The organism is Pantoea sp. EKM103V, assembly GCF_011800365.1.
Lineage (GTDB): Bacteria > Pseudomonadota > Gammaproteobacteria > Enterobacterales > Enterobacteriaceae > Pantoea > Pantoea anthophila.
The window spans coordinates 760,057-786,427 of the sequence record NZ_JAALFQ010000001.1; the positions used below are offsets into that span (position 1 = coordinate 760,057).

19 protein-coding genes are annotated in these 26,371 nt (G+C 57.5%); 17 read left to right on the forward strand and 2 right to left on the reverse strand.

Translation table 11 applies throughout. From position 1 onward, the window contains the following. The first annotated feature begins 12 nt into the window (after positions 1 to 12). The 17 genes from HFD97_RS03780 to HFD97_RS03860 all read left to right on the forward strand — a co-directional run bounded on the left by HFD97_RS03780 (position 13) and on the right by HFD97_RS03860 (position 24,046). On the forward strand, positions 13 to 1,515 hold the full coding sequence (locus tag HFD97_RS03780) for a serine/threonine-protein kinase (RefSeq protein ID WP_167430982.1): 1,503 nt from the start codon (positions 13 to 15) through the stop codon (positions 1,513 to 1,515). Between the two features lie 16 nt (positions 1,516 to 1,531). After that, complete coding sequence (gene tssI / locus HFD97_RS03785) at positions 1,532 to 4,075, forward strand: type VI secretion system tip protein TssI/VgrG (protein ID WP_167430981.1); 2,544 nt, start codon at positions 1,532 to 1,534, stop codon at positions 4,073 to 4,075. A gap of 4 nt (positions 4,076 to 4,079) precedes the next feature. Beyond that, positions 4,080 to 4,796 carry a hypothetical protein gene (locus HFD97_RS22250; protein ID WP_244319721.1) on the forward strand — a complete coding sequence of 239 codons (717 nt, stop codon included), beginning with the start codon at positions 4,080 to 4,082 and terminating at the stop codon, positions 4,794 to 4,796. Between the two features lie 205 nt (positions 4,797 to 5,001). Further along, complete coding sequence (locus HFD97_RS03795; protein ID WP_167430980.1) at positions 5,002 to 5,850, forward strand: hypothetical protein; 849 nt, start codon at positions 5,002 to 5,004, stop codon at positions 5,848 to 5,850. Between the two features lie 14 nt (positions 5,851 to 5,864). After that, positions 5,865 to 6,305, forward strand: coding sequence for a DcrB-related protein (locus HFD97_RS03800; protein WP_167430979.1), 441 nt, complete (start codon positions 5,865 to 5,867; stop codon positions 6,303 to 6,305). Between the two features lie 3 nt (positions 6,306 to 6,308). Next, positions 6,309 to 10,673, forward strand: a complete 4,365-nt coding sequence (locus HFD97_RS03805) for an RHS repeat-associated core domain-containing protein (protein ID WP_167430978.1) — start codon at positions 6,309 to 6,311, stop codon at positions 10,671 to 10,673. Between the two features lie 3 nt (positions 10,674 to 10,676). Then, on the forward strand, positions 10,677 to 11,129 hold the full coding sequence (locus tag HFD97_RS03810; protein WP_167430977.1) for an SMI1/KNR4 family protein: 453 nt from the start codon (positions 10,677 to 10,679) through the stop codon (positions 11,127 to 11,129). A 606-nt stretch (positions 11,130 to 11,735) separates the two neighbouring features. After that, complete coding sequence (gene dgcN / locus HFD97_RS03815) at positions 11,736 to 12,743, forward strand: N-acetyltransferase DgcN (protein ID WP_167430976.1); 1,008 nt, start codon at positions 11,736 to 11,738, stop codon at positions 12,741 to 12,743. Between the two features lies 1 nt (position 12,744). After that, positions 12,745 to 13,710, forward strand: a complete 966-nt coding sequence (dgcA, locus tag HFD97_RS03820) for an N-acetyl-D-Glu racemase DgcA (protein ID WP_167430975.1) — start codon at positions 12,745 to 12,747, stop codon at positions 13,708 to 13,710. A gap of 15 nt (positions 13,711 to 13,725) precedes the next feature. Beyond that, a complete protein-coding gene (locus tag HFD97_RS03825) occupies positions 13,726 to 15,591 on the forward strand; it encodes an ABC transporter ATP-binding protein (RefSeq protein ID WP_167430974.1) in 1,866 nt (621 codons plus the stop codon). Positions 15,592 to 15,613: 22 nt separating this feature from the next. After that, positions 15,614 to 17,155 (forward strand): glutathione ABC transporter substrate-binding protein, encoded by a 1,542-nt coding sequence (locus tag HFD97_RS03830; protein ID WP_167430973.1) that lies wholly within the window; start codon positions 15,614 to 15,616, stop codon positions 17,153 to 17,155. Positions 17,156 to 17,238: 83 nt separating this feature from the next. After that, positions 17,239 to 18,171 carry an ABC transporter permease gene (locus HFD97_RS03835; RefSeq protein ID WP_009090709.1) on the forward strand — a complete coding sequence of 311 codons (933 nt, stop codon included), beginning with the start codon at positions 17,239 to 17,241 and terminating at the stop codon, positions 18,169 to 18,171. Then, positions 18,168 to 19,052: an ABC transporter permease subunit gene (locus HFD97_RS03840; protein WP_046101680.1), complete on the forward strand. Its 885-nt coding sequence runs from the start codon at positions 18,168 to 18,170 to the stop codon at positions 19,050 to 19,052. Before HFD97_RS03835 ends, HFD97_RS03840 begins: the two co-directional genes overlap by 4 nt. Before the next feature lie 2 nt (positions 19,053 to 19,054). Beyond that, the gene (locus HFD97_RS03845) at positions 19,055 to 20,098 is read left to right on the forward strand and encodes a P1 family peptidase (RefSeq protein ID WP_167430972.1); all 1,044 of its coding nucleotides are present in this window, start codon (positions 19,055 to 19,057) and stop codon (positions 20,096 to 20,098) included. After that, entirely contained in the window at positions 20,095 to 20,916 is an 822-nt protein-coding gene (locus HFD97_RS03850) for a M55 family metallopeptidase (RefSeq protein ID WP_167430971.1), read from the forward strand. The genes HFD97_RS03845 and HFD97_RS03850 overlap by 4 nt, the downstream gene beginning before the upstream one ends. Positions 20,917 to 21,086: 170 nt before the next feature. Then, positions 21,087 to 21,995: a LysR family transcriptional regulator gene (locus HFD97_RS03855; protein ID WP_058956636.1), complete on the forward strand. Its 909-nt coding sequence runs from the start codon at positions 21,087 to 21,089 to the stop codon at positions 21,993 to 21,995. A gap of 191 nt (positions 21,996 to 22,186) precedes the next feature. After that, positions 22,187 to 24,046, forward strand: a complete 1,860-nt coding sequence (locus tag HFD97_RS03860) for a hypothetical protein (RefSeq protein ID WP_167430970.1) — start codon at positions 22,187 to 22,189, stop codon at positions 24,044 to 24,046. Between the two features lie 186 nt (positions 24,047 to 24,232). On the opposite strand, the gene HFD97_RS03865 is transcribed toward HFD97_RS03860, so the two are convergent. Further along, on the reverse strand, positions 24,233 to 25,291 hold the full coding sequence (locus HFD97_RS03865) for a hypothetical protein (protein ID WP_167430969.1): 1,059 nt from the start codon (positions 25,289 to 25,291) through the stop codon (positions 24,233 to 24,235). 15 nt (positions 25,292 to 25,306) lie between these two features. After that, a complete protein-coding gene (locus HFD97_RS03870; RefSeq protein WP_167430968.1) occupies positions 25,307 to 25,975 on the reverse strand; it encodes a hypothetical protein in 669 nt (222 codons plus the stop codon). Positions 25,976 to 26,371 lie beyond the last annotated feature (396 nt).

Consider the following 26,371-nt stretch of genomic DNA (forward strand, 5'->3'; position numbering starts at 1 on the left):
GAGTTTTCGAATATGTCGGAACATGATCAACCCCTGAATGTCCCCAACGCCCTGCCGCTGGGTTACCGCTTCAATGAATTTGAGATTAAAGAGGTCATCGGCGGTGGCGGCTTTGGCATCGTCTATCGCGCCTGGGACCACCAGCTGGAACGCGATATCGCCATCAAAGAGTTCATGCCCGCCTCGCTGGCGGTGCGCAGCGATGATCTCAACCTGGTGCTGCGCAGTGAGCGTTTCAGCAAAACCTTTCACGCCGGACTGAACAGTTTTATCCAGGAGGCGCGGCTGCTGGCGCGCTTTAACCATCCGAACCTGCTGCACGTGCTGCGGTTCTGGGTGCAGAACGACACCGCCTATATGGGCACGGTGTTCTACAGCGGCACCACGCTCTCGACCTTCCGTGAACGTCAGCCGCAGTCGGTGAATGAAACCTGGATCCGCCGCCTGCTGCCACCGCTGCTGGGGGCGATTAAAACCATCCATGAAGCGGGCTATCTGCACCGTGACATCTCGCTGGATAACATCCAGATCCAGAGCAGCGGTGAGCCGATCCTGCTGGACTTCGGGTCAGCGCGTAAAACCATCGGCAACCTCTCCGATGAGAGCGAGACGATGCTGCGTCCCGGTTATGCGCCGATTGAGCAGTACAGCGACAACGATGAGAGCGAGCAGGGCGCATGGACCGATATCTACGCGCTGGGCGCGGTGCTGCATACACTGATCACAGGCGCGCCGCCGCCGGTGAGCGTGGTGCGCAGTATCGAAGATAACTACCAGCCGCTGGTGCAGCGTCGTCTGGCGGGGTATTCCTCTGCGCTGCTCAGCGCTGTCGATCGTGCGCTGGCGCTGAAACCGGAAGATCGTCCGCAGAGCATTGATGACTTTGCGGCGCTGATGGCGCTGCCGGAACGTGAACCGGAGCCGCTGCTCAGCGCAAAAATGAGCGGGCCGGGCACCATGCTGGTGCCGATCGAAGAAGAGGAGGCGGTTAGCCCCGACTCGCGGCTGAAAACGCTGCTGGGCCACCGCTTTGCCCTGCCGGGCCTGGTGGCCGCGGGCGTGCTGGTCGGGCTGTGCGCCGGTCTGCTGATGTCGCGTGGTGATGAACAGACGGCCCCGGCGGAGACCGCGCAAAACAGCGCGCCTGCCGTCACCGTCGCGCCGGTTAACCAGCCGGTGGCTGCGCCACCGACGCAGGCTGAGACCCCGCCGGATAGCGTTGCCAGCACCCAGGCTCAGACAACCGCGCCAGCGCAGACCGCCGCACGTGAACCCGATCCTCAACCGGCCCCGCCAGCCGCCCCGGCGGCGCAGGTCTATATCCGGCTGCAGCAGGGTGAACGGGTTCAGGTGAACGGTCAGCCGCAGGCGCTGGTGCCTGCGGTCAATGGCTTTGCTACGCTGCAGCTGGCGCCGGGCAACTACACCTTTGCCATCAGTGGCCAGAGCGGCACCCGCCAGCAGACGCTGAACGTCAGCGAAGAAGGCGTCTGGTTGCTTGATCCACACAGTTAATAGTCAGGGATTACTTATGTTCTCACGCATTACCGCACAGCTGCCGGCGGACGGCCTGCTGTTCCACACGCTGAAAGGCACCGAGGCGCTGTCGCACCCGTTTGTGCTCACCGCCGAGCTGCTCTCCACCGACGCGCGCATCGACCGCCACGCCCTGCTGGGCCAGCCGGTGACGTTCACGCTGCCCACCGACGGCCTGATGAGCGCGCTGAGCCCGCGCTACCTCAACGGTAAAATCACCCGGGTGGCGGTGCGCAGCCAGGAGCTGAACGGCACGCGCTACGCGTGCTATGAGCTGACGGTGGAGCCGGACCTGTGGCCGATGAAGCGGGACCGCAACCTGCGCATCTTCCAGAGCCAGACGGTGCCGCAGATAGTGCAGACGCTGCTGAAGGAGTACGGGGTGAGCGTCGAGACGCGGCTGGCGGGCAGCTACCGGGTGTGGGAGTACTGCGTGCAGTATCAGGAGAGCAGCCTGGACTTCATCAGCCGCCTGATGGAGCTGGAGGGGATGTACTACTTCTTCCGCCACGAGGCGGACAAACATACGCTGGTGCTGTGCGACGCGCCGGACCAGCACCAGGCGTTTCCGGGCTATGAGACCATCGCCTATCACGTCACGCCGTCGGGGGGCGTGGTGACGGAGGAGGGCATCAGCCAGTGGTCGCTGTCGGAGAGCGTGACGCCGGGGATGTACAGCACCGACGACTACGACTTCCGCAAGCCGAACGCGTGGATGCTGCAGGCGCGGCAGAACCCGGCGTCGCCGGTGCCGGGCGCGGTGGACGTCTACGACTGGCCGGGGCACTTTGTGGACCACAGCCACGGCGAGTCTTACGCGCGCATCCGTCAGGAGGTGTGGCAGGCGGAGCACCACCGCGTCAGCGGGTCGGGCACGGCCACCGGCATCGCGCCGGGGTACACCTTCTCGGTGCTCAACGCGCCGCACTTCAGCGACAACGGCGAATACCTGGTGACCTCGGCGACCTATGACTTCGCCGAGAACCCCTACGCCAGCGGCGACGGCGGGGAGAGCCGGCACAACATTGACTTTACGGTGCTGCCGTCGTCGGTGACGTGGCGCACGCCGCCGGAGACGCCGTGGCCGAAGACGCACGGCCCGCAGACGGCGAAGGTGGTGGGGCCGAAGGGGGAGTCCATCTGGACGGACCGCTACGGGCGGGTGAAGGTGAAGTTTCACTGGGACCGCCTGGCGAAGGGTGACGACACCAGCTCCTGCTGGGTGCGCGTATCGAGCGCGTGGGCGGGCCAGGGGTTCGGCGGGGTGCAGATCCCGCGCGTGAACGACGAGGTGGTGGTGGACTTCATCAACGGCGATCCGGATCGTCCGCTGATCATCGGCCGCGTGTATAACGAGGCGAGCATGCCGCCGTGGGCGCTGCCGGCGGCGGCGACGCAGATGGGGTTCCTGAGCCGGTCGAAGGACGGCACGGCGGACACCGCGAACGCGCTGAGGTTTGAGGATAAGGCGGGTGAAGAGCACCTCTGGATCCAGGCGCAGAAGAACATGGATACCCATGTTAAAAATGACGCCAGCCATTCAGTTGCTAATAATCACAGCCATTACGCAGGTGGCAATGAGCTTTACCGTGTCGAAACCAACCGTGTCCACGGCGTGAAAGGTGGCGAAGAGCGGCTGACCGGTAAGGGCAAACTTGATGCGGTAGTCGATACCTATGTAGTGGGTTCAGGCACTCAACTTCGCCTGGAATGCGGAGAGAGCGCTATCGAACTCAACGCGAATGGCCAGATAAATATCGTTGGCAAGGGATTCAATATTTTCGTGCAGGGCGATGGGCATATCACCACATCCGGCGGCAAACTTAATCTGAACACAGATGGTGCTAAACCGGGCACAAGCGCTCCGGGTTCAGGTCATAAACAGAACATCAGCCAGGCCGTAGAGAACCTGTTCCCGCCGAAGCAGAAAGGGCAGGCGGCACCCGCTGCGCCAAAGGCTGCGGCGGCACCGGCGAAAGGGGCGCCGACACTAAAAAACGGTGATAATTTTTCCAGGATTTCTCCAATAATATTAAGGCATGAAGGCGGCTATGCAAATCGTGCATCTGATAAGGGTGGTCCAACAAATCATGGCATTGCATGGAATACATGGAAAAAATACTCAAAAGAAGATTTAGGGGTTGAGCCGACATTAGAAAATCTGAAGAAAATTACTCCAGAACAGGCTGAAGTTATTTATAAGAAAAGGTACTGGGACCCAAGTGGTTTTAATGACATTAAAGATCCTAAATTAGCTTTGATGTCCTATGACTGGAGCATTACATCTGGTGGGGCAGGAAAGCAGATTCAAAAACTGCTAAATAGCCAATATGGAAAAAATGTGAAGGTTGATGGTGTAATTGGGCCTGATACGATTTCTGCTATGAATAGTGTTGAGGATTCAAGTAAGCTAACCAATAGCATTGCTGAAATCAGAAAGCAATATTATACTAACCTGACTATATCTGATCCTAAAAACTTACCTAATCTTAATGGCTGGCTCAATAGGGTTAACGATTGTCTGGATTTCAAAGGTTAATTAGATGAATAAATTTAGATTTAGCTTAGCGGTTTTGCTGTCAGTCTCTTCATTACCCCTGCTTGCTTCTGATGACTTTACTGGTCAGTGGAGTGGGCAAGAAAAAAATGATAATGGATCATTATACTCCACTCTAACGTTGAAATTAAAACAGGATAATAATAACATCACGGGTAGTTATTGTTATGTTACCAGGGGTGGCAACAAAATAGATTGTCCTGAGGATAATGTCAGCAACCTCAAAGGCACTGCAAATGATAAAAAAGCTTTGATTGAATTTAATTCTTCATTTGGTGGAGTAAAGGGCAAAGCAAATTTAGAAATTAAAGATGATAAAGTTTTATGGAATTTAATTAAAGACCCTGAAAATGGCGAGTTTTACGCTCCAAAAACTTACGCGCTCGAAAAGGAAGTTAGCCAGGAAAATTTAAAATCGGGCATGAAAACTTTCTCGACATCTGACTTTACCATTACTTTAGTGAATGGTTGTGGAGAGTTTTATACTGTATGTAATAAAGTTAAGTACTTAGGTCTCAGAAATAAGGACGGGAAACAAATCACTCTTGAAGGCAAAACCACGCAGCCTGTCAACTCAAATATAGCTAATGGAATGATTTTCACTAATAGCGGCGTAAATTATATTGTGAACTTTGATCCGCTTGTGTTAAAAGTAACTCAGAAGAATAAAATACTCGTAGAGCAAAGTGGTAAGTGGGAGTGATGGTTTTATTCTTCTCAAACGAAAGTTTTTTGCGACTCAGATAATAGTAACGTTGATTAATTTATGATGTTTATTGAGGTGGTTATGTTTCGTCTCCACCTCATGCATATTATTGATGCGTTGATTTTTTTTGAGTTAATTTGGTCGCGTTGAGTTAGCGAATGAAATTTTTTTATTTTTGCAATTGCCAACTTCGATAAAAATAATGATCGTAAATCGTTTATTAACCAGCTTTATAATTGTGCCTATTCTTCTCTTTTTAGCCTGCATTGTCAGGGCTGAATCCGGCACGGAGTCGCTTGCTCCTGCTCTTAATGAGGGTGATTTTTCGGTTCTGCTTAATGACTATGTTTTCACGCCCGGTGATACCTGGAGTGACGAAAGCTTCGTACGCGCAGGCGAGGCACTGAGCTCCGATCTGGCTGGAGAGGTAGTGATTGATAATCAGCAATATAAATATTTCCAGCATACCTATAACGGGTTTAAGTTGTTCAGCGCGGCGGCGTCAGGAAAGGGAATGCACCCGATTCTGGCTGAGATTCTTTTGGAAAACGCCAGCGTGCTGACGGCCAGAAATATAATGGTCGGTGACAGCCTGGAACAGGTTCAGCAAGCCTATGGACCCGGAAAAGAAGATAACAGTGATAATCAGCACTGGCTTGTTTATCAGTCGGGCAAAAAGCAGTTGATGTTCCATATTGAACAGGGAAAAGTCAGCGATATTATGCTGAAAACAGACCCGGGTGCAGAGCAAAGCGAAATCAGCCCTGACCAGGCTATCAGCATCGCCACCGAAGCCATTCATACCTGGCACCTGACCACTCTCGATGATAAATGCCTGCGTTACGATCTCGATGAAAGCCGTGAGAAAAAGTTTTTTATCATAACGGTTCGTGAAGATAATCGGGATATCAGTTGCGGTGGCGACCCTGAAATTTCGCACCGACTTTTTGATATTAAAGTTGCCCGTGATAATACGCAGATACTCACTAACGCCGATAACGTTGATGGTGATTATCGCGACCTGAATTCTCCTGCCACAAACAATGAATAAGACGGACATCCGATATGCATTACCAATTCAATGAGGGCGCTTTTGCGCTTTTTCCTGCTGCCTGGCAGGACAACACCATGAACATTCTGCGCGATGAGGCCAGTGGACTGGCGTGGGTGGTGAGTCGTGGTGTTATTGCAGAAGGCAGTGATGCAGAAAAAGAATTTCAGCGTCAGTGGGACACATTGCGGAGCCAGATGGGGCACATTCAGCAGAGTGAATTTGTTCCTGTGATGGCCGGTGTGAATAACACCTTACCTGCGACAGAAGTTGAAACCCTGTTTGACCGTAACGGACAAAAGGTGTGGCAGAAACAGCTGGCTGCACAGGTTCCTGAGTCGAACATCTTTATGATTTTTACGCTCTCCGCAATGCGCCCATTCAATGAGGAAGACGGTCAGCGCTGGCAGGCTTTCAAACAAAGCCTGAGTCTGAATACGCCACGGAAAGATTAACTTATGGATAACCATGCGGCCCGCGTGGGCGACGAGATCATTCACTCCAGCATTTTCGCTGATATCACCAGTGTCGTGGCTGAAGGGGCGGCTTATGCCGTCATCGGGGCTGCGGTAGGAGCGGCGGCAACACTGGCTGCGCCTTTACTGGGCGCCGGCATGGCGGCGGCCGGGGTTGCCGCTATCGGTTCCAGCTGTCTGCTCAGCGGCATCATTGGCGGTGTGTTAGCCAATGCTGCGGGCCTGTCGGACGACATCTCTGAAGCGGCAGAGGGGCTGGGCGACATGATATTCCCGCCTTCACCCGCCGGAGTGATCGCCAGCGGTTCAGACAACGTACGCGTGAATGGTCTTATGGCCGCACGCGCGGCCGGGATGATGACGCCGGGTGAGACACCGCCACCGGAACCGCAATCACCGCAGAGCTTCGCGGACTACGGCGGCATGCTGCTCTCTGCAGTGGGCCAGTTCGGCAGTGCTATGTGGCAGCCCACGGTCGCCTCCGCCGATGCGGGGACCTCTCCGCTTGAGCAGGATAAAGTGGCCTGTGAAAAACACAGTGCGCCGCAGTATCTGGCTCAGGGTTCGAAAAGCGTTTTTATCAATGGCCAGCCTGCGGTGCGGGCAAAGGATAAAACGACCTGTGACGCCACGGTAAGTGATGCTGTTTCCCCCAATGTCATCATCGGAGGTGAAACTGTTACGGTCAGAGAGATCAAAAGTGGCAAGGTGCCGGGTCTCGCGGTCATGATGATCGGCCTTTCGCTCATACGCGGTCGCCCCAGCCAGATCCTGAAAAATATGCCCTGTGCGCTGGCCGGTGCGGCGGGCGGCATGATGGCGGATATGTCCATCAACGCCGCCTTCTCATCGCTGTTCCCGGTTCATGCCGCAACCGGCGTCAAAGTCCTTAATGATGATGCCGAACGCGATTTCTCTCTTCCCGGCCGTTTCCCGCTCAGTTTTCAGCGCAGCTATAACAGCCTGACTCAGCGCGCAGGCCTGTTCGGCCAGGGCTGGGCCACGGTGTTTGACAGCTATCTGACGCTGGAAGGCAACCGGGCAACCTGGTTTGACGACAACGGGCGCGAGCTGAGCTTTGACGTCCCCGGTGAAAAAGAGGTGCTCTACAGCATCAGCGAAGGGCTGATGGTGCGGCGCAGCGAGACTGGCGATATCGCCATTGCCGATGACGACGGTGCGGTATGGCGTCTTTACCGGCGCACGGCCGCCGATCCGCAGGTGCTGCGGCTGGCGTCACTCAGCGACGAGTACGGCAACGCGCTGGAGACGGGCTGGGATGAACAGGCCCGCCTGGTGCGTATCCATGACGCGCCGCTGGCGATTGACGTCACGCTGCACTACGACGACAGACAGCATCCGCGGCGGCCGACGTCAGCCAGCCATTTTGATGGCGAGCAGCACTGGCCTCTGACGCGCTGGACCTACAGCCAACAGGGCCAGCTTGCCAGCGTGACCGATGCGGCAGGCGTTGTTACCCGCCGGTTCCGTTACAACGACGACGGACTGATGGTCTGGCATCAGCTGCCCGGCGGGCTGGAAAGTGAATACCGCTGGCAGAAGCTGGATCACTGGCGCGTAGTTGAGAACCGCACCAATAGCGGTGACGGCTGCCGCATGCATTACGATCTCGAGGCGGGTATCACGCGCGTGTCGACCTATGACGGTCAGCAGCGCGAACACCACTGGAACGCCGCGGGTCTCATCACCTGTTTCATCGATGAGCGGGGCGAGAAGTGGCGCTATGAGTGGGATGAAAACGAACTCCTGACGCGCCGCATCGATCCGCTGGGCAACGCGGTGAGTTTCACCTATGACGATCTGGGCAACCGCATTGAAGAGAAAGATGCTGACGGCGGTGTGCAGGCGGTGCAATGGCTGTCACACCGTTCACTGCCCACGGTAGTTGCCGGAGCGGATGGTTCCACGACGAAATACTATTACGACCCGCATCACGGTCTTGAGCGCGTCGTTGATGCGCTCGGGCAAAGCATGTTCTATAAGCGGGATGAGTCCGGACTGGTTGTCGAAGAGATCGATGCAGCAGGTAACAGCTATCGCCGGGAGTTTAACGATGCCGGACAGGTTATCCGTGAAACCGACTGTTCAGGGCTGACCACGCGCTACCGTTATCATCCTCTGGGCTGGCTCAGCTCTGTCACCGCGCCGGATGGTGAAGAAACCCGTTATCACTATGACGCCGCAGGCCGTCCTCTTCACTTGGCGCGCGCAGAGGGCTGGGAAGAGCGACTGCACTGGAGTGAAAACGGCCTGCCGCTGGCCCATGAGTCGGCGGATGGCAACCGCAGTGAATTCCGTTACGACAATGTCGGACGACTGATCGCCAACCGCAATGCGCAGGGTGAGACGGTTCAGCGAAGCTGGGACAGCCGTGGCCGCCTCACGGCGCTGCAAAACGAGAACGGCGAGCAGTATCAGTTCGAGTGGGGGGCAGATTCTCTGTTGCTGACCCAAGTGGGGCTGGATGGTGTTGCCACGCGATACGACTATGACGCGGCGGGCCGCACCGTATCACGTACCTTTGCCGCCGGCCATCCTCAGGCCATCACCCATCATTACCACTGGAGTCATGCGGGGCAACTGCTGGCGCGAACCACGCCGGAGGGTCAGACGCGCTATCACTACAGCGGTGGCGGCCAGCTCGGTAAAGTGTCGCAGCATCTACCGCTGTCTGACACCGAGTGGAGTCAGCAGGCCGAGCAGGAGATTACCTTTAAATATGATGCGCTGGGCCGCATCGTTGCTGAACAGGGGGAGCAGGGCGAACTGGCGTGGGCGTATGACGCGCTGGGTAACTGCACGGCCTTAACCCTGCCGGATGGTCGCAACCTGAAGCAGCTTTATTACGGTAGCGGCCACTTGCTGAGCATCGCACTGGACAATCTGCCGGTCACCGAGTTTACCCGTGACACCCTGCACCGGGAACTGAGCCGCACGCAGGGCGGCCTGACTATGCGTAGCGAGTATGACCGCTTAGGCAGACTGCGCCGCCGTGACGTGCTCAGGGGTGACGCGCAACGTCCTGCGCCGCGCGTCTGGTCCCGCCGGCGCGACTTCGATTACGGCAACAACCTGATCCGCGAAGAGCGTGACGATAATCCGTTCAGCCAGACGTTATGGCACTACGATAACGCCGGCCGGCTGTTGTCCCAGGACGGTGCGCAGCCGGGTAATGAGCAGTGGCGCTGGGATGGCGCAGGCAACCCGCTGGATCGCCATAGTGCCGCTCATGTCGTGCACAACCGTGTCACCGGACTGAACGGTATCCGCTGGCAGTATGACATTCATGGCCGCACCACTGAGAAAGATGACGGCCAGACTCGCTGGCGATATCGTTACGATGGTGAGCATCGCCTGACGGAAGTGATCAGCGAGCCGCGGGACCGCAATAAGCCGCGCACGAAGGTGAGTTTCCGTTACGATCCTCTGGGACGTCGCATCAGTAAAACCAGCCAGCAGTTGTTACAGGGAAGACCATCTGAAAACGCCGTCACGACGCGCTTTGTGTGGGAAGGTTACCGCCTGCTGCAGGAGATCCACGACGGCACTCCGCTGACCTACGTTTACAGCGACAGCCAGAGCTATGAACCGCTGGCACGTATTGATGGTATGGAAAGCCCGGAGATCTACTGGTTCCATAACGCGGCCAACGGGATGCCGGAGCTGCTGACTGACGCGGAAGGGCAAAAAGCCTGGGAAGGGATCAACAGCCCGTGGGGCAAACTGCTGCGCGAGTCCAGCCAGCGGCTGCCTGCCGTGCAGCAGAACCTGCGTATGCAGGGCCAGTACCTGGATCGTGAAACCGGACTGCACTACAATCTGTTTCGATATTATGATCCGGACAGTGGACGGTTTACCCAGCAGGACCCGATAGGGCTGGCGGGCGGAATTAATCTGTATGAGTTTGCACCGAATGCTATAAATTGGATTGACCCACTTGGATTGAGTAAGTGTAGTTTAGCCTCTAAAATGGTTAAAGCGGTTAATGGTCGCATGCCAATAAATAGCAAGTTTTCAGGTAAGATGTACCCTATTGAAAGTCTGCCTGTTGTAATAAGACATAAATACCCGCATAGTGTTCCATTTAATCATGCTGGTTTTCCTGACTTTACCAGATATTCGATAAGAAATGTTCGTATTGAGCTTGGTAGAACTCGTGCTATTGATTTTGCCCGTGCAGATAAAGCTGCTGGATATGGCAGAGGTAATCCAAGGCCAAACGATTATACATGGCACCATCATCAAGATTCGGGATATATGCAGTTAATACCAACAGATATACACGCAGCAGTAAAACATACTGGCGGCATAGCTACGGGAAAGTGATTTATGACAAAAATACATGATTCAAAAAATATGGTGAGCGAACAGGATATAGTTAATGTGGAGAATCAGTTAAGCATCAAGCTACCTGATAGTTATAGAGAGTTTTTAAAGAAATACAATGGTGGATATCCTCAACCTGACGGATTTGACTTTGCTGACGGTGAAGATGGGTCAAGTGTTGATAAATTTCTAGAGGTCAGTGATTCAAAAAATGAAGGTCTCATAAATTACTTCAATACTTACAAAGAACGCATTCCTAAAAACTACATTCCCATTGCTAAAGACCCTGGCGGCAATCTTATTCTAATCGGTATCAATGGCGAAAAAGCAGAGGTTTATTTTTGGGATCATGAAAATGAAGCCGATGATGGTGATGTGCCGGGAATGCAAAATATGCATTTAGTTGCATTGAATCTTGATGATTTCATAAATAACCTTTATGAGATTGAAATCTAATAAAATCGAATCAGGCCGGAAAGATACAGTGGTTTTTTTTCGGCTTGATTTTTTACTAAAAATGAAGCCTTTCGATGGTAGTCATGCTGTTTAACATAGCGGGCGCATAAAAATTATAATTAATAGCTAATATATTATTTTTAGGGTGCTTTCGAGTTGTAAGGCTATGTATGGAGATGACGTTTTTTATTTTTATTAATTAAACTCGCCTTACTATTGACGTTGCAGGTGATTAACTTTGTGTGTCAATGGCTGTAATATTTTATTTTTAAATTTCGATAATTTGAACTGACATTGAATATGGCAGTCGTCATGGATTTACTTTCCAACGGCCTTTGGTTCAAGGGCATGATAAGCCTTTTTGCCTTCTGCCCTAATTCATAATAAAGCCATCCTTCTTGTCTAAACATCTTCTTTTCCTATGACCCCCTCCCGGTTTGAGTCCCTCTGACGCTCACTTCCCCCTGAAAAATCCCCGTATCATCACTCTTACCTCTGACTATAACCTGCCGTTATACCCTCCTGCTAAACAAGCATTCGTCACCTTTCAGAACGCATGAAATAGTGGTTTCAGAACCTGATCTTTTGGCTGAAACGAGAGACAACATGCTAATTCCACAACCCTATTTACTCTTTCTTGGCGATGTGACCGATCCCCTTGCGGCAAAAACGGCGCGCGGTATTCATATCTGGCGGCCGGAGCAGTGCGTTGGCGAAATCAAACTGCCGGGCTGCACAGTCAGTCTGGGTCTGGATGAACTGGATATTCCCGGTGCCAAAGCGCGTGGCGCAAAAACCCTGGTGCTGGGTACCGCCAACGCAGGGGGCTATCTGCCTGCGCACTGGCTGGAAACCATTAAAAGTGCCATCAAAGCAGGCATGAATGTGGCCAGTGGTCTGCATCACCGTCTGGTGGACGAACCGGAACTGGTCGCGCTTGCGCAGGCGTCGGGCGTTGCGCTGTTTGACCTGCGCCATATGCGTCCGGTGCTCAATGTTGGCAGCGGCAAGAAGCGTTCAGGTAAGCGCATCCTGACCGTCGGTACGGACTGCTCAGTGGGCAAGATGTACACCTCCCTGGCGCTGGAAGCGGCGATGCGTGCACGCGGGATGAAAGCCGATTTTCGCGCCACGGGCCAGACCGGCATTCTGGTCGCGGGTGAGGGCATTGCTGTGGATGCGGTCATCGCGGATTTTATTGCCGGCGCTGCTGAAGCGCTATCACCCGCGAATGACGCGGACCACTGGGACATCGTCGAAGGGCAGGGCTCACTGTTCCATCCCTCTTATGCGGGCGTGAGTATGGGGCTGATGCACGGTGCGCAACCGCACTGGCTGGTCATGTGTCATGAAATGGGACGCCCGCATATGCGTCATTTGCCCCACCAGCCGATGGTCAGCCTGAAGGAATGCGTTGAAGCCAATCTGCGCGCCGCGCAGGTGACCAGTGAATCGGTACAGCTCGCAGGCTTTGCGATTAACACCTCAAATTACAGCGAAGAAGAGGCGCTCGCGTATTGCGCTGAAATCGCCGCTGAGTTTGGCCTGCCGGCAACCGATCCTGTGCGTTTTGGTATCGACGGGATCGCCGCGCTGCTTCAGGAGCGTGGCTGAAATGAGAACGTTGCAGATTGAGGTGGTGGAGCTGCCGCTGGCGCGCCCCTTTGCCATCTCGCGTGGAACCCGGACCGCCGTGACGGTCATCCGGGTCACCCTGGAGCAAAACGGGTTCATCGGGCAGGGCGAATGCACTCCGACGGCCCGCTACGGTGAGACGCCGGAAAGCGTGCAGGCGATGCTTGAAGCCGTGCGTGCTGACGTGGAGGCGGGCCTGAGCCATGACGATCTGCAACAGCGCTTACCCGCCGGCGCCGCGCGCAACGTGCTGGACTGCGCGCTATGGCGACTCGACGCCGCACGGACGCATCAGACGCTGTGGCAGAAGAGCCAGTGCCCTCAGCCACCGTCGGTGGTGACGGCCGAAACCCTCAGCCTCGACACGCAGGAAAATATGGCGCTCGCGGCGGCAGAGGCCGTCTCTCGCGGGGCAATCCTGCTCAAGATTAAGCTCGACCGCGATGCGGTTCTGGAAAAGGTCGCCGCGATCCGTGCGGCGGCACCGCGCGCCACGCTCATTATCGATGCCAATGAAGCCTGGTCGGGGCTGGACCTGGAGAGCCTGCTGGTGGCACTGAAGGCCTTCAGCATCGCGATGGTCGAGCAGCCGCTGCCCGCCGGGCAGGATCATGACCTGCAACGCTTTAAGCATCCCATCCCGGTCTGTGCCGATGAGAGTTGTCATACGCGGGCGGATATTGCGGAACTGCGCGATCGTTACGAGATGGTCAACATCAAACTCGACAAGTGCGGGGGCCTGACCGAAGCGCTGGCGATGGTGGAGGCGGCCCGGGCGCAGAATATGCGCATTATGGTTGGCTGCATGCTGGGTTCGTCACTGGCGATGGAGGCCGCCTTACCCGTCGCGGTCAATGCGGAGTTCATCGACCTGGATGGCCCCATCTGGCTGGCCGCCGACAGTTCTCCTTTTTTGAGCTACTCCCAGGGCCGCATCTGGCTATAACTTTGCGAGGCGACGATGACGGACACACGACTTACCTCTTCTGCAGCGCGCACAGCCTCTGCCTCTCCCGTACTGGCGATTCAGGATCTCAGCGTCTCGTTTCGGGGACGCAGCGGTGAAAATCAGGCTCTCAGGGGGATCAGTTTTGCCATCAATCCGGGTGAGATTGTCGCCGTGGTGGGTGAAAGCGGCTCCGGTAAATCTGTTACGTCGCTGGCGGTGATGGGCTTACTGGCAAGCGGCGGCCGTGTCGATCGCGGCAGCATGCAGTTTCGCGATCGCAATGGAAACGTGCATGCGCTGGAAACGCTGGATGAGAATCAGCGTCGCGCGTTACGGGGCCGTGAAATGGCGATGATCTTTCAGGAGCCCATGACCTCGCTGAATCCGGTGCTGCGCATTGATGATCAGCTGACCGAAGCGTTACGCGATCACCAGCAGTGCAGCAGAAAAGAGGCGCAGGCGCGCGTGCGTGAACTGCTGCGACAGGTGCGCATCGCCGATGTGGATCGCGTCATGAAGAGCTATCCGCACTCGCTGTCCGGCGGCATGCGGCAGCGTGTCATGATTGCGCAGGCGCTGGCCTGTGACCCGCAGCTCCTGATCGCCGACGAGCCGACCACCGCGCTGGATGTCACCGTGCAGGCGCGTATTCTGCACATCCTGCGGGAACTGCAACGCGAGAAACAGATGGCGGTGCTGTTTATCACTCATGATATGGGCGTGGTGGCAGAAATCGCCGATCGGGTGGTGGTGATGCTGCGCGGCGAAGTCATCGAGCAGGGCACCGTCTCTGAGATTTTTGCCGCTCCGCAGCACGCTTATACCAAAGCATTACTGGCAGCCGTGCCCAGACTCGGTGATATGCGGGAGCACAACTGGCCGCAACGTTTTCCTCTGCCGGGTGCCCGCGACGCGGTGCAACGCGAACAGCAGACCGCGCGTTACGACGTGGCGCCGCTGCTCGATGTGCGCGGGTTGAAAGTCTATTACCCGATCCGCAGCGGCATCTTATCGAGCCTGACGCACCATGTGCATGCAGTGGAGCAGATTGATTTCACGCTGTGGCCCGGTGAAACCCTGGCCATCGTGGGTGAAAGCGGCTGCGGCAAATCGACCACCGGACGCGCACTGATGCGGCTCATCAGCAGTGAGGCCGAAAGCATTCACTTTGAGGGAAGAGAGATCTCTGACCTGAAAGAGGCGGCATTCCAGCCGCTCCGCCGTGAAATTCAGATGGTCTTTCAGGATCCCTACGCCTCACTGAATCCCCGCCTGACCGTGGGCTTTACCATCGCCGAGCCGTTGCTCCTGCACGGCATCGTGAAATCGCTGGAGGAGGCTTCGCCGCAGATCGATGCGTTACTGAAGAGCGTCGGCCTGCTGCCGGAGCATGCGCGTCGCTATCCGCACGAATTTTCGGGCGGGCAGCGCCAGCGGATTGCCATCGCCCGCGCCATGGCACTGAAGCCGAAAGTCATTATCGCCGACGAGGCGGTCTCAGCCCTCGACGTCTCGATTCAGGCGCAGGTGGTCAATCTGATGATGGACCTCCAGCAGCAGACTGGCGTGGCGTGGATCTTCATCTCTCACGATATGGCGGTGGTAGAGCGCATTGCGAATCGCGTGGCGGTGATGTACCTCGGCCAGATTGTGGAGCTGGGACCGCGCCAGTCGGTATTTAATCACCCGCAGCACCCCTATACCCAGCGTCTGCTGGCCTCCGTGCCGGTAGCCGATCCTGAGAACCGTCAGCCCCGCGTTGTCGATGACAGCGAGATCCCTTCGCCGTTACGTAAGGTGGGCGAAACGGTCACTAAGCCCCGTTATCGACAGGTTGCGCCTCAGCACTGGGTCGCTGACGGCATTGCATTGCGATAATCCTCAACGACCAGGAGATTTCATGAAACCCATTTTTCGCCGTACCTCACTCGCCTTCGCCCTGACGACGATGCTGGTCTCTGCTGCGCAGGCGCAGGATCTGCGTATCTCCATGTATGCCGATATCACGGGGCTGGACCCGCACGACACTTCGGATAACATCAGCTACTCCGTACAGAGCGGTATCTTTGAACGCCTGTTCCAGTTTGATCCGCAGATGAAGCTGCAACCCTGGCTGGCGACCGGTTATACCGCCAATGAGAGCGCGACCGAATTTACCCTGACGCTGCGCAAGGGCGTCACCTTCCAGGATGGCACCCCTTTTGACGCGGAAGCCGTCAAAGCCAACCTCGATCGTCTGTCTGACCAGAAAAAAGGGCTGAAGCGCAACAGCCTCTACAAAATGATCGACAGGGTGACGGTGCTGGCACCCGACCAGGTCAGAATCGACCTGAATCAGTCGTTCGGGGCTTTTATTAACACGCTGGCGCACCCCTCGGCGGTGATGTGGAGCCCGGCAATCCTGAAGCAATACCCGGACGAAGCCCAGCTCAGGCTGCATCCGGTGGGAACCGGTCCGTTTAAATTTGTCGACTGGAAACCGGGCAAAGCCGTGACGATGGCGAAGTATGCGGGTTACTGGCAGGCGGGGTGGCCGAAAGTCGACCAGGTGATCTTCTCGCCAAGCCCGGAAGATGCGACACGCGTTGCGGCTTTAAAATCGGGGCAGGTGGATGCCATCTGGCCACTGCCGTCCGACCTCATTGCGGCGGTGCAACAGGACAGCCACCTGACGGTGCAGCGCGACCCGAGCATCTATCTCTATTACATGGCGATGAACACGCAGCACAAGCCGCTGGCGGATGTTCGCGTGCGTCAGGCCATCAACTATGCGATTGACCGTAATCTGTGGCTGAAAGTGGCCTTTGCCGGTCTGGGCAAACCGGCCACCTCGGCTATGCCGGAAGGGGTGCAGTTCTATCAGAAACAAACGGATCCCGATTATCACTATGCACCCGATAAGGCCAAAGCCCTGCTGAAAGCGGCAGGCTATCCGCAGGGGCTGGATCTCAAGCTCTGGGTCACCAATGCCACGGCCGCCGTGCGAGCCGGTCAGGTGCTGAAGGCACAGCTGGCCGCGGTAGGTATTCGTGCCACGGTTACCCCGATGGATTCGGGAACGCGCAATGCAAAATTGTGGGGCGTAAAGGATCCGAAAATGGCGGAGTTTGACCTCTATTATGGCGGCTGGTCGACCTCTACCGGCGATGCGGACTGGGCGCTGCGCCCGCTGTTTGCCACCGAGTCCTGGGTGCCGACCTCCTATAATGTCTCCTACTTCAGCAACCCGGAAGTGGACAAAGCGATCGCCGCCGGGCTGGTGACGGCCGATGCGGCGAAGCGTGGCATCGCCTATGCGCAGGCCCAGACGGCGTTATGGAAAGCGGCACCGGTAGCCTTTCTTGGCACGCCAGACAACCTGGTGGGCAAGCGCAGCAACCTGAGCGGCGTTTCAATGCTGCCTGATGGCAATTTCATATTCACTCAGGCGTCCTTTAAATAAGACGATTTCTTCCTCCACGCCCCTGACCCCATGCGGGAGAAGGGCGTGGAAAGGCCCGTTGCACCTCTGTTTCAGGGAATCGCATGTTTGCATACATCCTTCGCCGATTGCTCGAGATGATCCCGGTTTTGCTGGTGGTCTCGCTGCTGGTTTTCGGTTTTATCAAGCTGCTGCCGGGCGATCCGGCGCGCATCTATGCCGGACCGGATGCGCCCATCGAGGCGGTAGAGGCGGCACGTCAGCATCTCGGACTGAACGATCCGCTGCCGCAGCAGTATCTCCACTGGGTCGGCAGCCTGCTGCAGGGCGATCTTGGCATCACCTACCGCACGCAGCAACCGGTGCGGCAGGTGATCGCGCAGGGATTCATGCCGACCCTGTGGCTCGCCCTCGCAGGATTTACCTGGTCCGTGATCCTCGGCCTGCTCTTCGGGGTTCTGGCGGCGCTGAAACGGGGGAAATGGCAGGACTGGACATTGATGAGCGTGGCCGTCGGCGGCATCTCCATGCCCGCCTTCTGGCTGGGGCTGCTGCTGATCCAGTTCGTCGCGATGCCCTTTGGACTCTTTTCGGTCAGCGGCTTTAACAGGGCCAGCGATATTGTCCTGCCCGCCATCACTCTGGGGTCGTCGGTGGCGGCCGTGATGGCGCGCTTTACCCGCTCGGCCTTTCTTGAGGTGGCGCAGGAAGATTACGTGCGCACCGCAAAAGCGAAAGGGCTGCGAAAACGGCTGGTGACGTGGAAACATGTAATGCGCAACGCACTCATCCCGGTGATCACCATGCTGGGCCTGCAGTTCGGTTTTCTGCTGGGGGGCTCTATCGTCGTGGAGAGCGTCTTCAACTGGCCTGGTCTGGGCTGGTTACTGATTGAGTCGATCAAGGCGCAGGACCAGCCGGTCATTCAGGCGCTGGTGATGCTGTTCGTGTTTGAATTTATCGTGATTAACCTGCTGGTCGATCTGCTCTATGCAGTCGTCAATCCGGCCATTCGTTTGCGACAGGAGCCGAGATGAGTTCGTCATCACTGACTGAAAACCCGCCACAGATCATTCGTTCACCCTGGCGCGACTTCCTGCACGCCTTTGTGCGTAATCCCCTGGCGCTGGTGTCGGGCGGATTTGTGCTGCTGCTGATCGTGGTCGCCCTCTTTGCGCCCTGGCTGGCCCCCTGGGACCCGATGGCACCGGACTGGATGGCGTTATCGTCGCCGCCGACGGCCGCCCACTGGATGGGGACCGACGAGCTGGGGCGTGACCTGCTGAGCCGGATTATTTACGGCGCCCGCATCTCGCTCTATGTCGGGGTGCTGTCGGTCACGCTGGGCATGATCGCCGGGGTGATACTGGGTTTACTGGCCGGCTACTATGGCCGCTGGATCGATATGCTGATTATGCGCGGCGCCGACGTGCTGTTCGCCTTTCCCGGCATGCTGCTGGCCATTGCGGTGGTGGCGCTGCTGGGAACGGGCCTGAACAATGTCATCATCGCGGTCGCGGTGTTCAGCGTACCGGTCTTTGCCCGCATTGTGCGTGCTTCGACGCTTTCACTGCGACAGGCGGCGTATGTTGAGGCGGTGCGCTGCGCCGGTGCGCCAGACCGGGTGATTATTCTGCGGCATATTCTGCCCGGCACGCTCTCCAGCGTGATTGTCTATTTCACCATGCGCATTGGCACCAGTATTCTTACGGCGGCGGGCCTGAGCTTTATCGGACTGGGCCCGGAACCTGACGTGCCGGAATGGGGCAATATTCTGGCGATGAGCCGCAGCATGATGATGGCCGGGGCCTGGCATATGAGCGTCTTTCCGGGGCTGGCGATCTTTCTGACCGTGCTGGCCTTTAACCTGCTTGGGGATGCGCTGCGCGACACCCTCGATCCCAAACTCAAGGGCTGACGATGGATTTTCAACATGTGCAGCGCACGCTGCTGCTGGAGCGCTGGCGTGAGACGCGTCAGCTGGGTCAGCCGCGCAGCGCCTGCGGAGCCACTAATCGCATCAGCGATGTGGCGGGCGTGCGGGTGGGCCACTCTACGCTGAATGCAGGCGAGACGCAGACAGGCGTCACCGCTATCGTGCCGCCCGGCGACAATCTGTTTCTGACGCCGCTGCCGTGCGGGGCAGAGGTCCTGAACGGGTTTGCCAAACCGGTCGGGCTGGTTCAGATCGAGGAGCTTGGCGTGCTGCAGACGCCGATTCTGCTCAGCAACACGCTGGCGGTCGGCACGCTGTTTACCACGCTGGTACGGGATGCCATCCGTCGCAACCCGGAGCTGGGGCGAACGCTGCCGACGGTCAATCCTCTGGCGCTGGAGTGTAACGATGGCTGGCTCAACGATATTCAGGCACTGGCTGTCAGCGAGGCGATGGCGCAGACGGCCCTGCAGACCGCCTCAGCCGACTTCGCACGCGGCAGCGTCGGGGCCGGACGCGGCATGAGCTGTTTCAGCCTGAAAGGGGGGATCGGCACCGCCTCGCGGCTGATCCCCTCGCTCAGCGCCACGCTTGGCGTGCTGGTGCTGGCCAATTTTGGCGCACTGGAGGCCCTGACGCTCGATGGCGTGCGGGCCGGTGAGATGATTGCGCCGCTGCTGCCAGGCCACACGCCGCAGCGCGATGCCGGTTCTGTCATCATCATCATGGCAACGGATGCGCCGCTGGAGGCGCGACAGTTAAAGCGCCTCGCGAAGCGCGCCGGTGCCGGCCTGGGACGGCTGGGCAGCCACTGGGGCCACGGCTCGGGCGATATTGCGGTGGCGTTTTCAACGCAACCGCTGCCGCAACCGCCACAGGAGGAGCGGCTGGAGCCGCTACTTGCCGCCGCGGCCGATGCCACCGAACAGGCTGTACTGGACGCCCTGTTGAGCGCGGAGGCCGTGACCGGCTTTCGGGGTCATCATCGGCCCTCACTGACTCAGATACTGGACAGGTTAACCTCATGAAAATTTTTATCTCTGCCGATATCGAAGGCATTGCGGGCGTCATGTGCCCGGAGCAGTGTACCCCAGGCAACCCGGAGTACCAGCTGGCCCGGGGGCTGATGGAGCAGGAAGTCAATGCTGCGATTGAGGGCGCTTTCGCGGGCGGCGCCACGGACGTGGTGGTCGCAGACAGCCATGCCCGGATGACCAACCTGCGGGCGGAAAATATCGATTCCCGCGCCCGGCTGGTGCAGGGCAAACCTCGCGGGCTGTCGATGGTGGAAGGCATTGAACAGCAGCAGTTCGATGGCTTATTTCTGGTGGGCTATCACAGCGCCGCGGGTGAACCCGGCGTGCTGGCGCATACCATCAACGGCCGGGCATTCTGGCGTATCCATATCAATGGTCTGGTGATGGGCGAGACCGATATCTACGCCGCCGCCGCGGCTGAGCAGGGCACGCCACTGCTGCTGGTGACGGGCGACGATCAGCTGCAGGGCTGGATAGCGGAACACTACCCGATGGTCGATTACGTCTGTGTCAAACGCGCCATTTCTCACACCTGCGCGGAATCGATCAGCCCTCACGCCGCGCAGCGTGCGATTGCTGCCGCGGCACGCACCGCATTGCAGCATCAGCCTCAGGTGAGCACGACCCGCCTGACGGCACCCTACGCGATGCGGCTGCAGGCCAGCAGACCGGTGCTGGCCGATCTGTTCTGTCTGATCCCCGGCGTCACGCGTCTTGATGGTGTCACCGTCGGCTATCGGGCGGAGAAAATGGCGACGTTAATCAGCCTGCTCAGTGCTTTCTCTTATCTGGCGACGACCCAGTCGTAGCGGCATTACCCCGTAGATGTAACCCTGTCTGTGAGGCGGGTAACTGCCTCTTCTCTGGCTATGCGGTACAGTTTTTGCATGAGGAGACGATTCGCCTCTCCTCCGCCCGGACCTGATCAGGCCACCTGGCGGAGGCGCCTTTATTCGCTATTCCATCCAGGGTAAAAATTATGCGGCTCCGCCATATAGAGGTCTTTCAGGCCATCGTTCAGACCGGCAGCATCAGCGCAGCGGCGCGCCTGCTGAATGTGTCGCAGCCGAACATCAGCCGGGTGCTGAATCACGCTGAGCAGCAGCTGGGGTTTGCGCTGTTTGAACGCCGTATTCAGGGGATGAGCGTGACAGCAGAGGGGCGGCGCCTGCTGCCGGAAATCGACGAACTCTGTCAGCGCCTGCAATCCATTACTCAGCTCGCCGAACAGCTGCGGCGCGGCGAAGGGCAGTTAGTGCGCGTCGGGGCGGCTCACGCATTTGGTCAGATGGTGATGGCTCCCGCCCTGGTGACCTGGCGACAGCAGATGGCCTCTGTCAGCGTTGAACTGGTCACCGAGCACTTCAGTACCTTATGCCAGATGATCCTGGAGAATCAGCTCGATTTTGCCCTGGTTTTCGGTCAGCAGGTCGACGCGGCTCTGCTGGCTGAACCCCTGTTTCACTCCTCCATGGTGGCGCTGCTGCCACGTCATCATCCCCAGGCTGACCCCGTTACGCTGGCGTGGTTATGCGACAACAATCTGCTGATGATGCAGGCCCAGGACCCTTTAGGGCGCGTGCTCCATCGTGCGCTGCGCGATAAAAAACTGAATCCTGCCGTGTCGTTATCGATCAAAACCTACTCGGTCATCGCGGATATGGTGCTGGCGGGCGGCGGCGTGGGCGTCGTGGATCTCTTCACCGCCTGCCGCTATGCCGACCAGCTGAAATTGCTGCCCGTGGCCCAGCCCCTGCCGTTTGAAGTGATGCTGATCAGCCGTCGCGACCTGCCTCAGTCGCAGTCCACGTTGCAGCTTAAGCAGGTGATTCGCAACCGACTGTGGGAGATTGCCCGGCAGTGTGAAACGCAGTTTATTGCTGGCTGAGACGTCGCGCATTCCCGCGTCCCGACAGGGCGTTTTATGACGTGCATCACAAAACCTTAAGAATGTCGCTCAGGTATGAAACCGGACTCGCGCCTGCCGCACTCAACTCTCACGTTGCGGGGTGAGTCACTCACTTCGCAAGTCATCAACTGACCGGTTGCTGGTAACCGGCACAACCTGGCGGAGTGAGAATGATGGATGGAATCAGAAGTCACGGGCGCACACCTGCATCCGGACATGAGGAGATCGCCCTGCGGTCACGTACGACGGCGTCGACCGGCGCAGCGGCGGGCGTTGATGCCGCCGCGGCAAACCGGCTACAGGAGATTGCGCGTATTGAGCAGGTCCTGAAAAATGAATCCAGTAGTGCCGACGGCGTGCACGAACACATGCAGCGGGTCGCTGTCACGCTACATGATGAAATGGGGCAGACTGCAGATAATGTCAGCGATGTGCTTAAACACGCCCGCGACAGTGACAGACGAACATCGGCACTCGCCGAGTCTGCGATAGGGCTGGCTTACGGACTTTCCGGCGTGCCCGGTGACCTGGCGGGTAAGTTGCTGGCACATCAGCTCAATCTGGAGCCGGGCACCAAAGCACACGATTTTGTGACAGGTCTCACCGCTGGACTGACGGCGGTCGCCTTCAAGGCGGTTGTCTCTAAACTTGTCGATAACAGCCTTAAAGAGGGTAAGTGGATGCAGGCTGACGAAAATTACCTCGAACCCTTTATGCAGGAGGTAATGAAAAGGCACGACACGCTGGGGCATAAGACACAGCAGGCGGCGCTGGGAGGGACAGGGTATAACCTGCGCAACCCGATTAACGCAGCGATCTCCGCGGGTACACAGACACTCGCAGAAAACGCGCCAGGTGCGCAACCCATGAGTATCCTGAAGAGTGCAGGTAAACCGGCTTATCTTGGCAGTCAGATGGCCAGTATGGCCTTAACCTACGGTGCCGGGGCGGCAAGTGGGGTTGCGCAGAACCGTTTCGACCGCCTGAATAATGCGGAGTACTTATTTGGCCGCACTGACTGGCAGGAACGTTATAACGCCTTAGCCAGCGGGCAGGGGCATAGCGCGCAAGGTGGCCGTTTTGATGCTCTGATGAACAATGCGAAGACGCCAAAAACCTGGGGCAGTGCCGTGCGGAATCTTGTCGCGCTCTCTCAGCTGGTCGAAGGCTTCGCGTTGGGCGGCGGGCTGGGACTGGCAAATATGTCGAAAAGAGGCGCGAGTGAGGCTATGGCATCGTCTATGGCCAAAGGGCTGGGCAGTATTGAGGAGGTCATGAAAAATCCGGCTAACCGCGCCGTGCGTGAACTTGCAGGTCAGGGGGCCTATATCCCGGTGGCGGCGGCAGCCTATTTTTCACAGGGGGCGGCCGCCATTGCCTATGATGAGCTGAAAAAAGCGGTGAAAAACAAACTGGGTCTGAATGACGAAGGCAATACAGGCTCTTCATCATCTGCCGTCACTGATACCACGGACGGTGACGCCCATACCGCTTCGGGCGCAGGAACACCTGAAGGTTCGCCTGCGCCAGATGGCAGCGCCGGAGCGAGCCTGCATGAATCAATGCCAGCCTCAGACGCGGATGCCAGGGCGGCATCTCCGGCCGGAACGCCAGCGCCAGGTGAAAGAACCGGAACCGCAACGCCGTCAGAAGCAGAGGTGTCGGACAGCGGCAGTGTGCAGTCGGGCTATTCCGGCGAGCTGAGAAACAGCCCGCCAGCTCGCTCACAACAGATGCACGAGACGGGCGATACTCATGCCTGGTGGAAAGAGTTCCCCTCGACGGAAGCGATAAAGACAGATCCGAAAGAGCATACCGAGGCTGATAAGGCAGCCCTTGATGCGTTGCTGAACATAGAAACAGCCAGCATGGAGGAGCGTATCGAAGAGATGATCCCGCTGTCAGACGCCTTAACCTCGTTGTCTGCCTCATCAGACGCCGCCGGGCCAGCCGCAGGTCCGGCAGAACCGGCCGCTCCGGCAGCCGCCGCCGCTCCGGCAGAAGCCGCTGAACCGAAAAAACCTTCCTGATACCCCCGTCTGAAAGCCGCAGCGATGCGGCTTTTTTATGCCTGAATTGTGCGGCCTCACACGTCCGCCGTAACCCGCATCTGCCCTGTCCCCCCCCGGAAGCGCGCGTTATGGCGACCACGCTACCGGCCTGAGCAAAAAAAAGTCCCTGTATCGGCTACAGGGACAAACGTCAGCTGTCAGAGATCAGGCAAACGGTGGCGGTTCGTTCTTTCCTTTTCCGCCGGCATTCTCCATCGCAATCTGCACGGTATCGGTGGCTGCCGTAATGCCCCAGCCAACCGGCCCTCGTGCTGCACTCAGTCCGCCTTCGGCGAGTCCTTTCAGGCCGCCGGTAAAGACTTCACCCACGTTGCGCGCCTCACCAATATTGTTAAAGAAAGGCGCAGCAACAGATTTCAGAATGGGGATGTTCGACAATATCTTGCCAAACTCACCCATCCCCCACTGGAAGTTATCTTTATTGGTTCCATCCGGACGCACGTGCGTATCGTTCGTCTCTGGCAGCTGTTTATTCTCCGGCAGCATCTTCAGCCCCTGCTCGGCGATATCCTTCAGTACACCCGCCTCGGTACCGTGGCGGGCGTCGCCATCCCTGGTGATGCCCTCAATCTTGTCGTTCGCTGAGATCTCCTTTCGCTCGCTGCCGTCGCGGGCGTTAAGACCTTTGATGCTGTTCAGCACGCAGGCCATGTTATAGGCTGCATCAGCACGACTTTTCGGATCCTTATTGGCATCCGTCCAGTCGCCGAAGCGCTCCTTAAGCTGCTCGCGCTTGATATCTTTCTGATTGCCGAGGTTTTTCAGCACCGGATTCTCATCAATGATCTGTTCGGCGCTGCGGTTATCCCCCGGCGGGCGGCCCGTCAGGTTCTCCTCTGTCGGCCTGACGCGGGTGTCCTTCTCACTGCTCCGCACGCCATCGCCCGCTGCCTGCGGAACGTCTTCACCGGCTGTTTCGCTGACAAATAACGCCGTGGGTAGCGCGCCTTCATCAGCGGCGGCCGGATCGACCAGCGCCCCTGAACCCAGCTGGGATAACAGCTGATCTAACTGGCAGGTCGGATCGGTCAGCCCCGCGAGCGGGGTTCCGCCTGCACTGGCCCAGGAGACGGGAAGATCACGCCCCGGACCCGCCAGCGAAGCTCCGGACTGGAAAGCGGGCAAGGGCAGATTACCCGGCAGTTGCCTGCCGGGTGAAAACGCAGGCGTGATGCCGCCTGCGCCAGGTATATTCATCACCATAGAGTTTCCCCTGCATCAGCTTTGCGTATTTTTCCCGGAAGATTGCCCCTCGCCACCGCCCAGCAGCCCCTGCAACAATGAAGAGAGCCCCAACAGCGACAGCAGGTTCTGCATCATGCCACCCTGGCCTCCATTATCCGTTGCGCCCTGACCCAGTGCCTGTGGGGCATTACCGCCGGATTCTCCGCTCTCTGCGCCTTTACCTTTATCAGCCCCCATCATCTGCTGGAGCAACTGCTGAAGCATCTGCATCAGCTGCTCAAGCGGATTGCTGCTACTGTTCGCGCCCTGTGACGGCGCCGGGGTCGTCGCTTCCGCCGGCTGCTGCGCTTTGTTTCCCCCGCCCAGCAGCTGTTGCAGGCCGGTCAGCATCATAATCTGCTGCAGTAAGCCACCGCCGCCCAGAGCGTCAGGCGAGCTGGCCCCTTTTGACGGGCTGTTGTTCTGGCTGCCGCCTGAACCGGTCAGCGAAGCCAGCGTGCTCAGGCCGCCAAAGGCGTTACTGGCAAACGAGAGGGGGTTGGTTTTCGCATTATCAAGAAAAGATAACGATGATTTACCCGGCTGATCGGGTAAATCAGCTTTACCTGCCGGAGTGCCTCCCGCTTTGCCGGGCATTGTGGCCGACGGCAGATCGACTCTGTTCGCATTTGCCGCACCCCCACCAAATCCTGGAATTTTCATGATGTTACTCCTCAGTATTAGTCAGTCAGTGATGAAATGGGCAGCCGCTGAAGCCGTAATATTTTGCAATCCTATTTTCTGCCGATTGCACAATTTTACTTTTCAGGCTGATGCTACCTCGCACTGTGAGTGGCGATTGTTCCGGGCTGGTTCCAGGCTGAATATTCTCTTTGTGATACGGGTTCAGATTCTCAACACGCAGAGGCGCCTTCAGGAAAATCATATCTTCATGTTTAATAAGATTTTTTATTAAATCCTGTAAGGTAATCCTTACCGGCTGCACGTCAATCCCTACAAAACAATAATCCTGGACTGATAGCGGGCCTGGACAGATTGAGTGAGAGTGAAGCCGCGGTAAATTTGTAATTCTTTACATCAGGCTCTGCTTCCGGAATT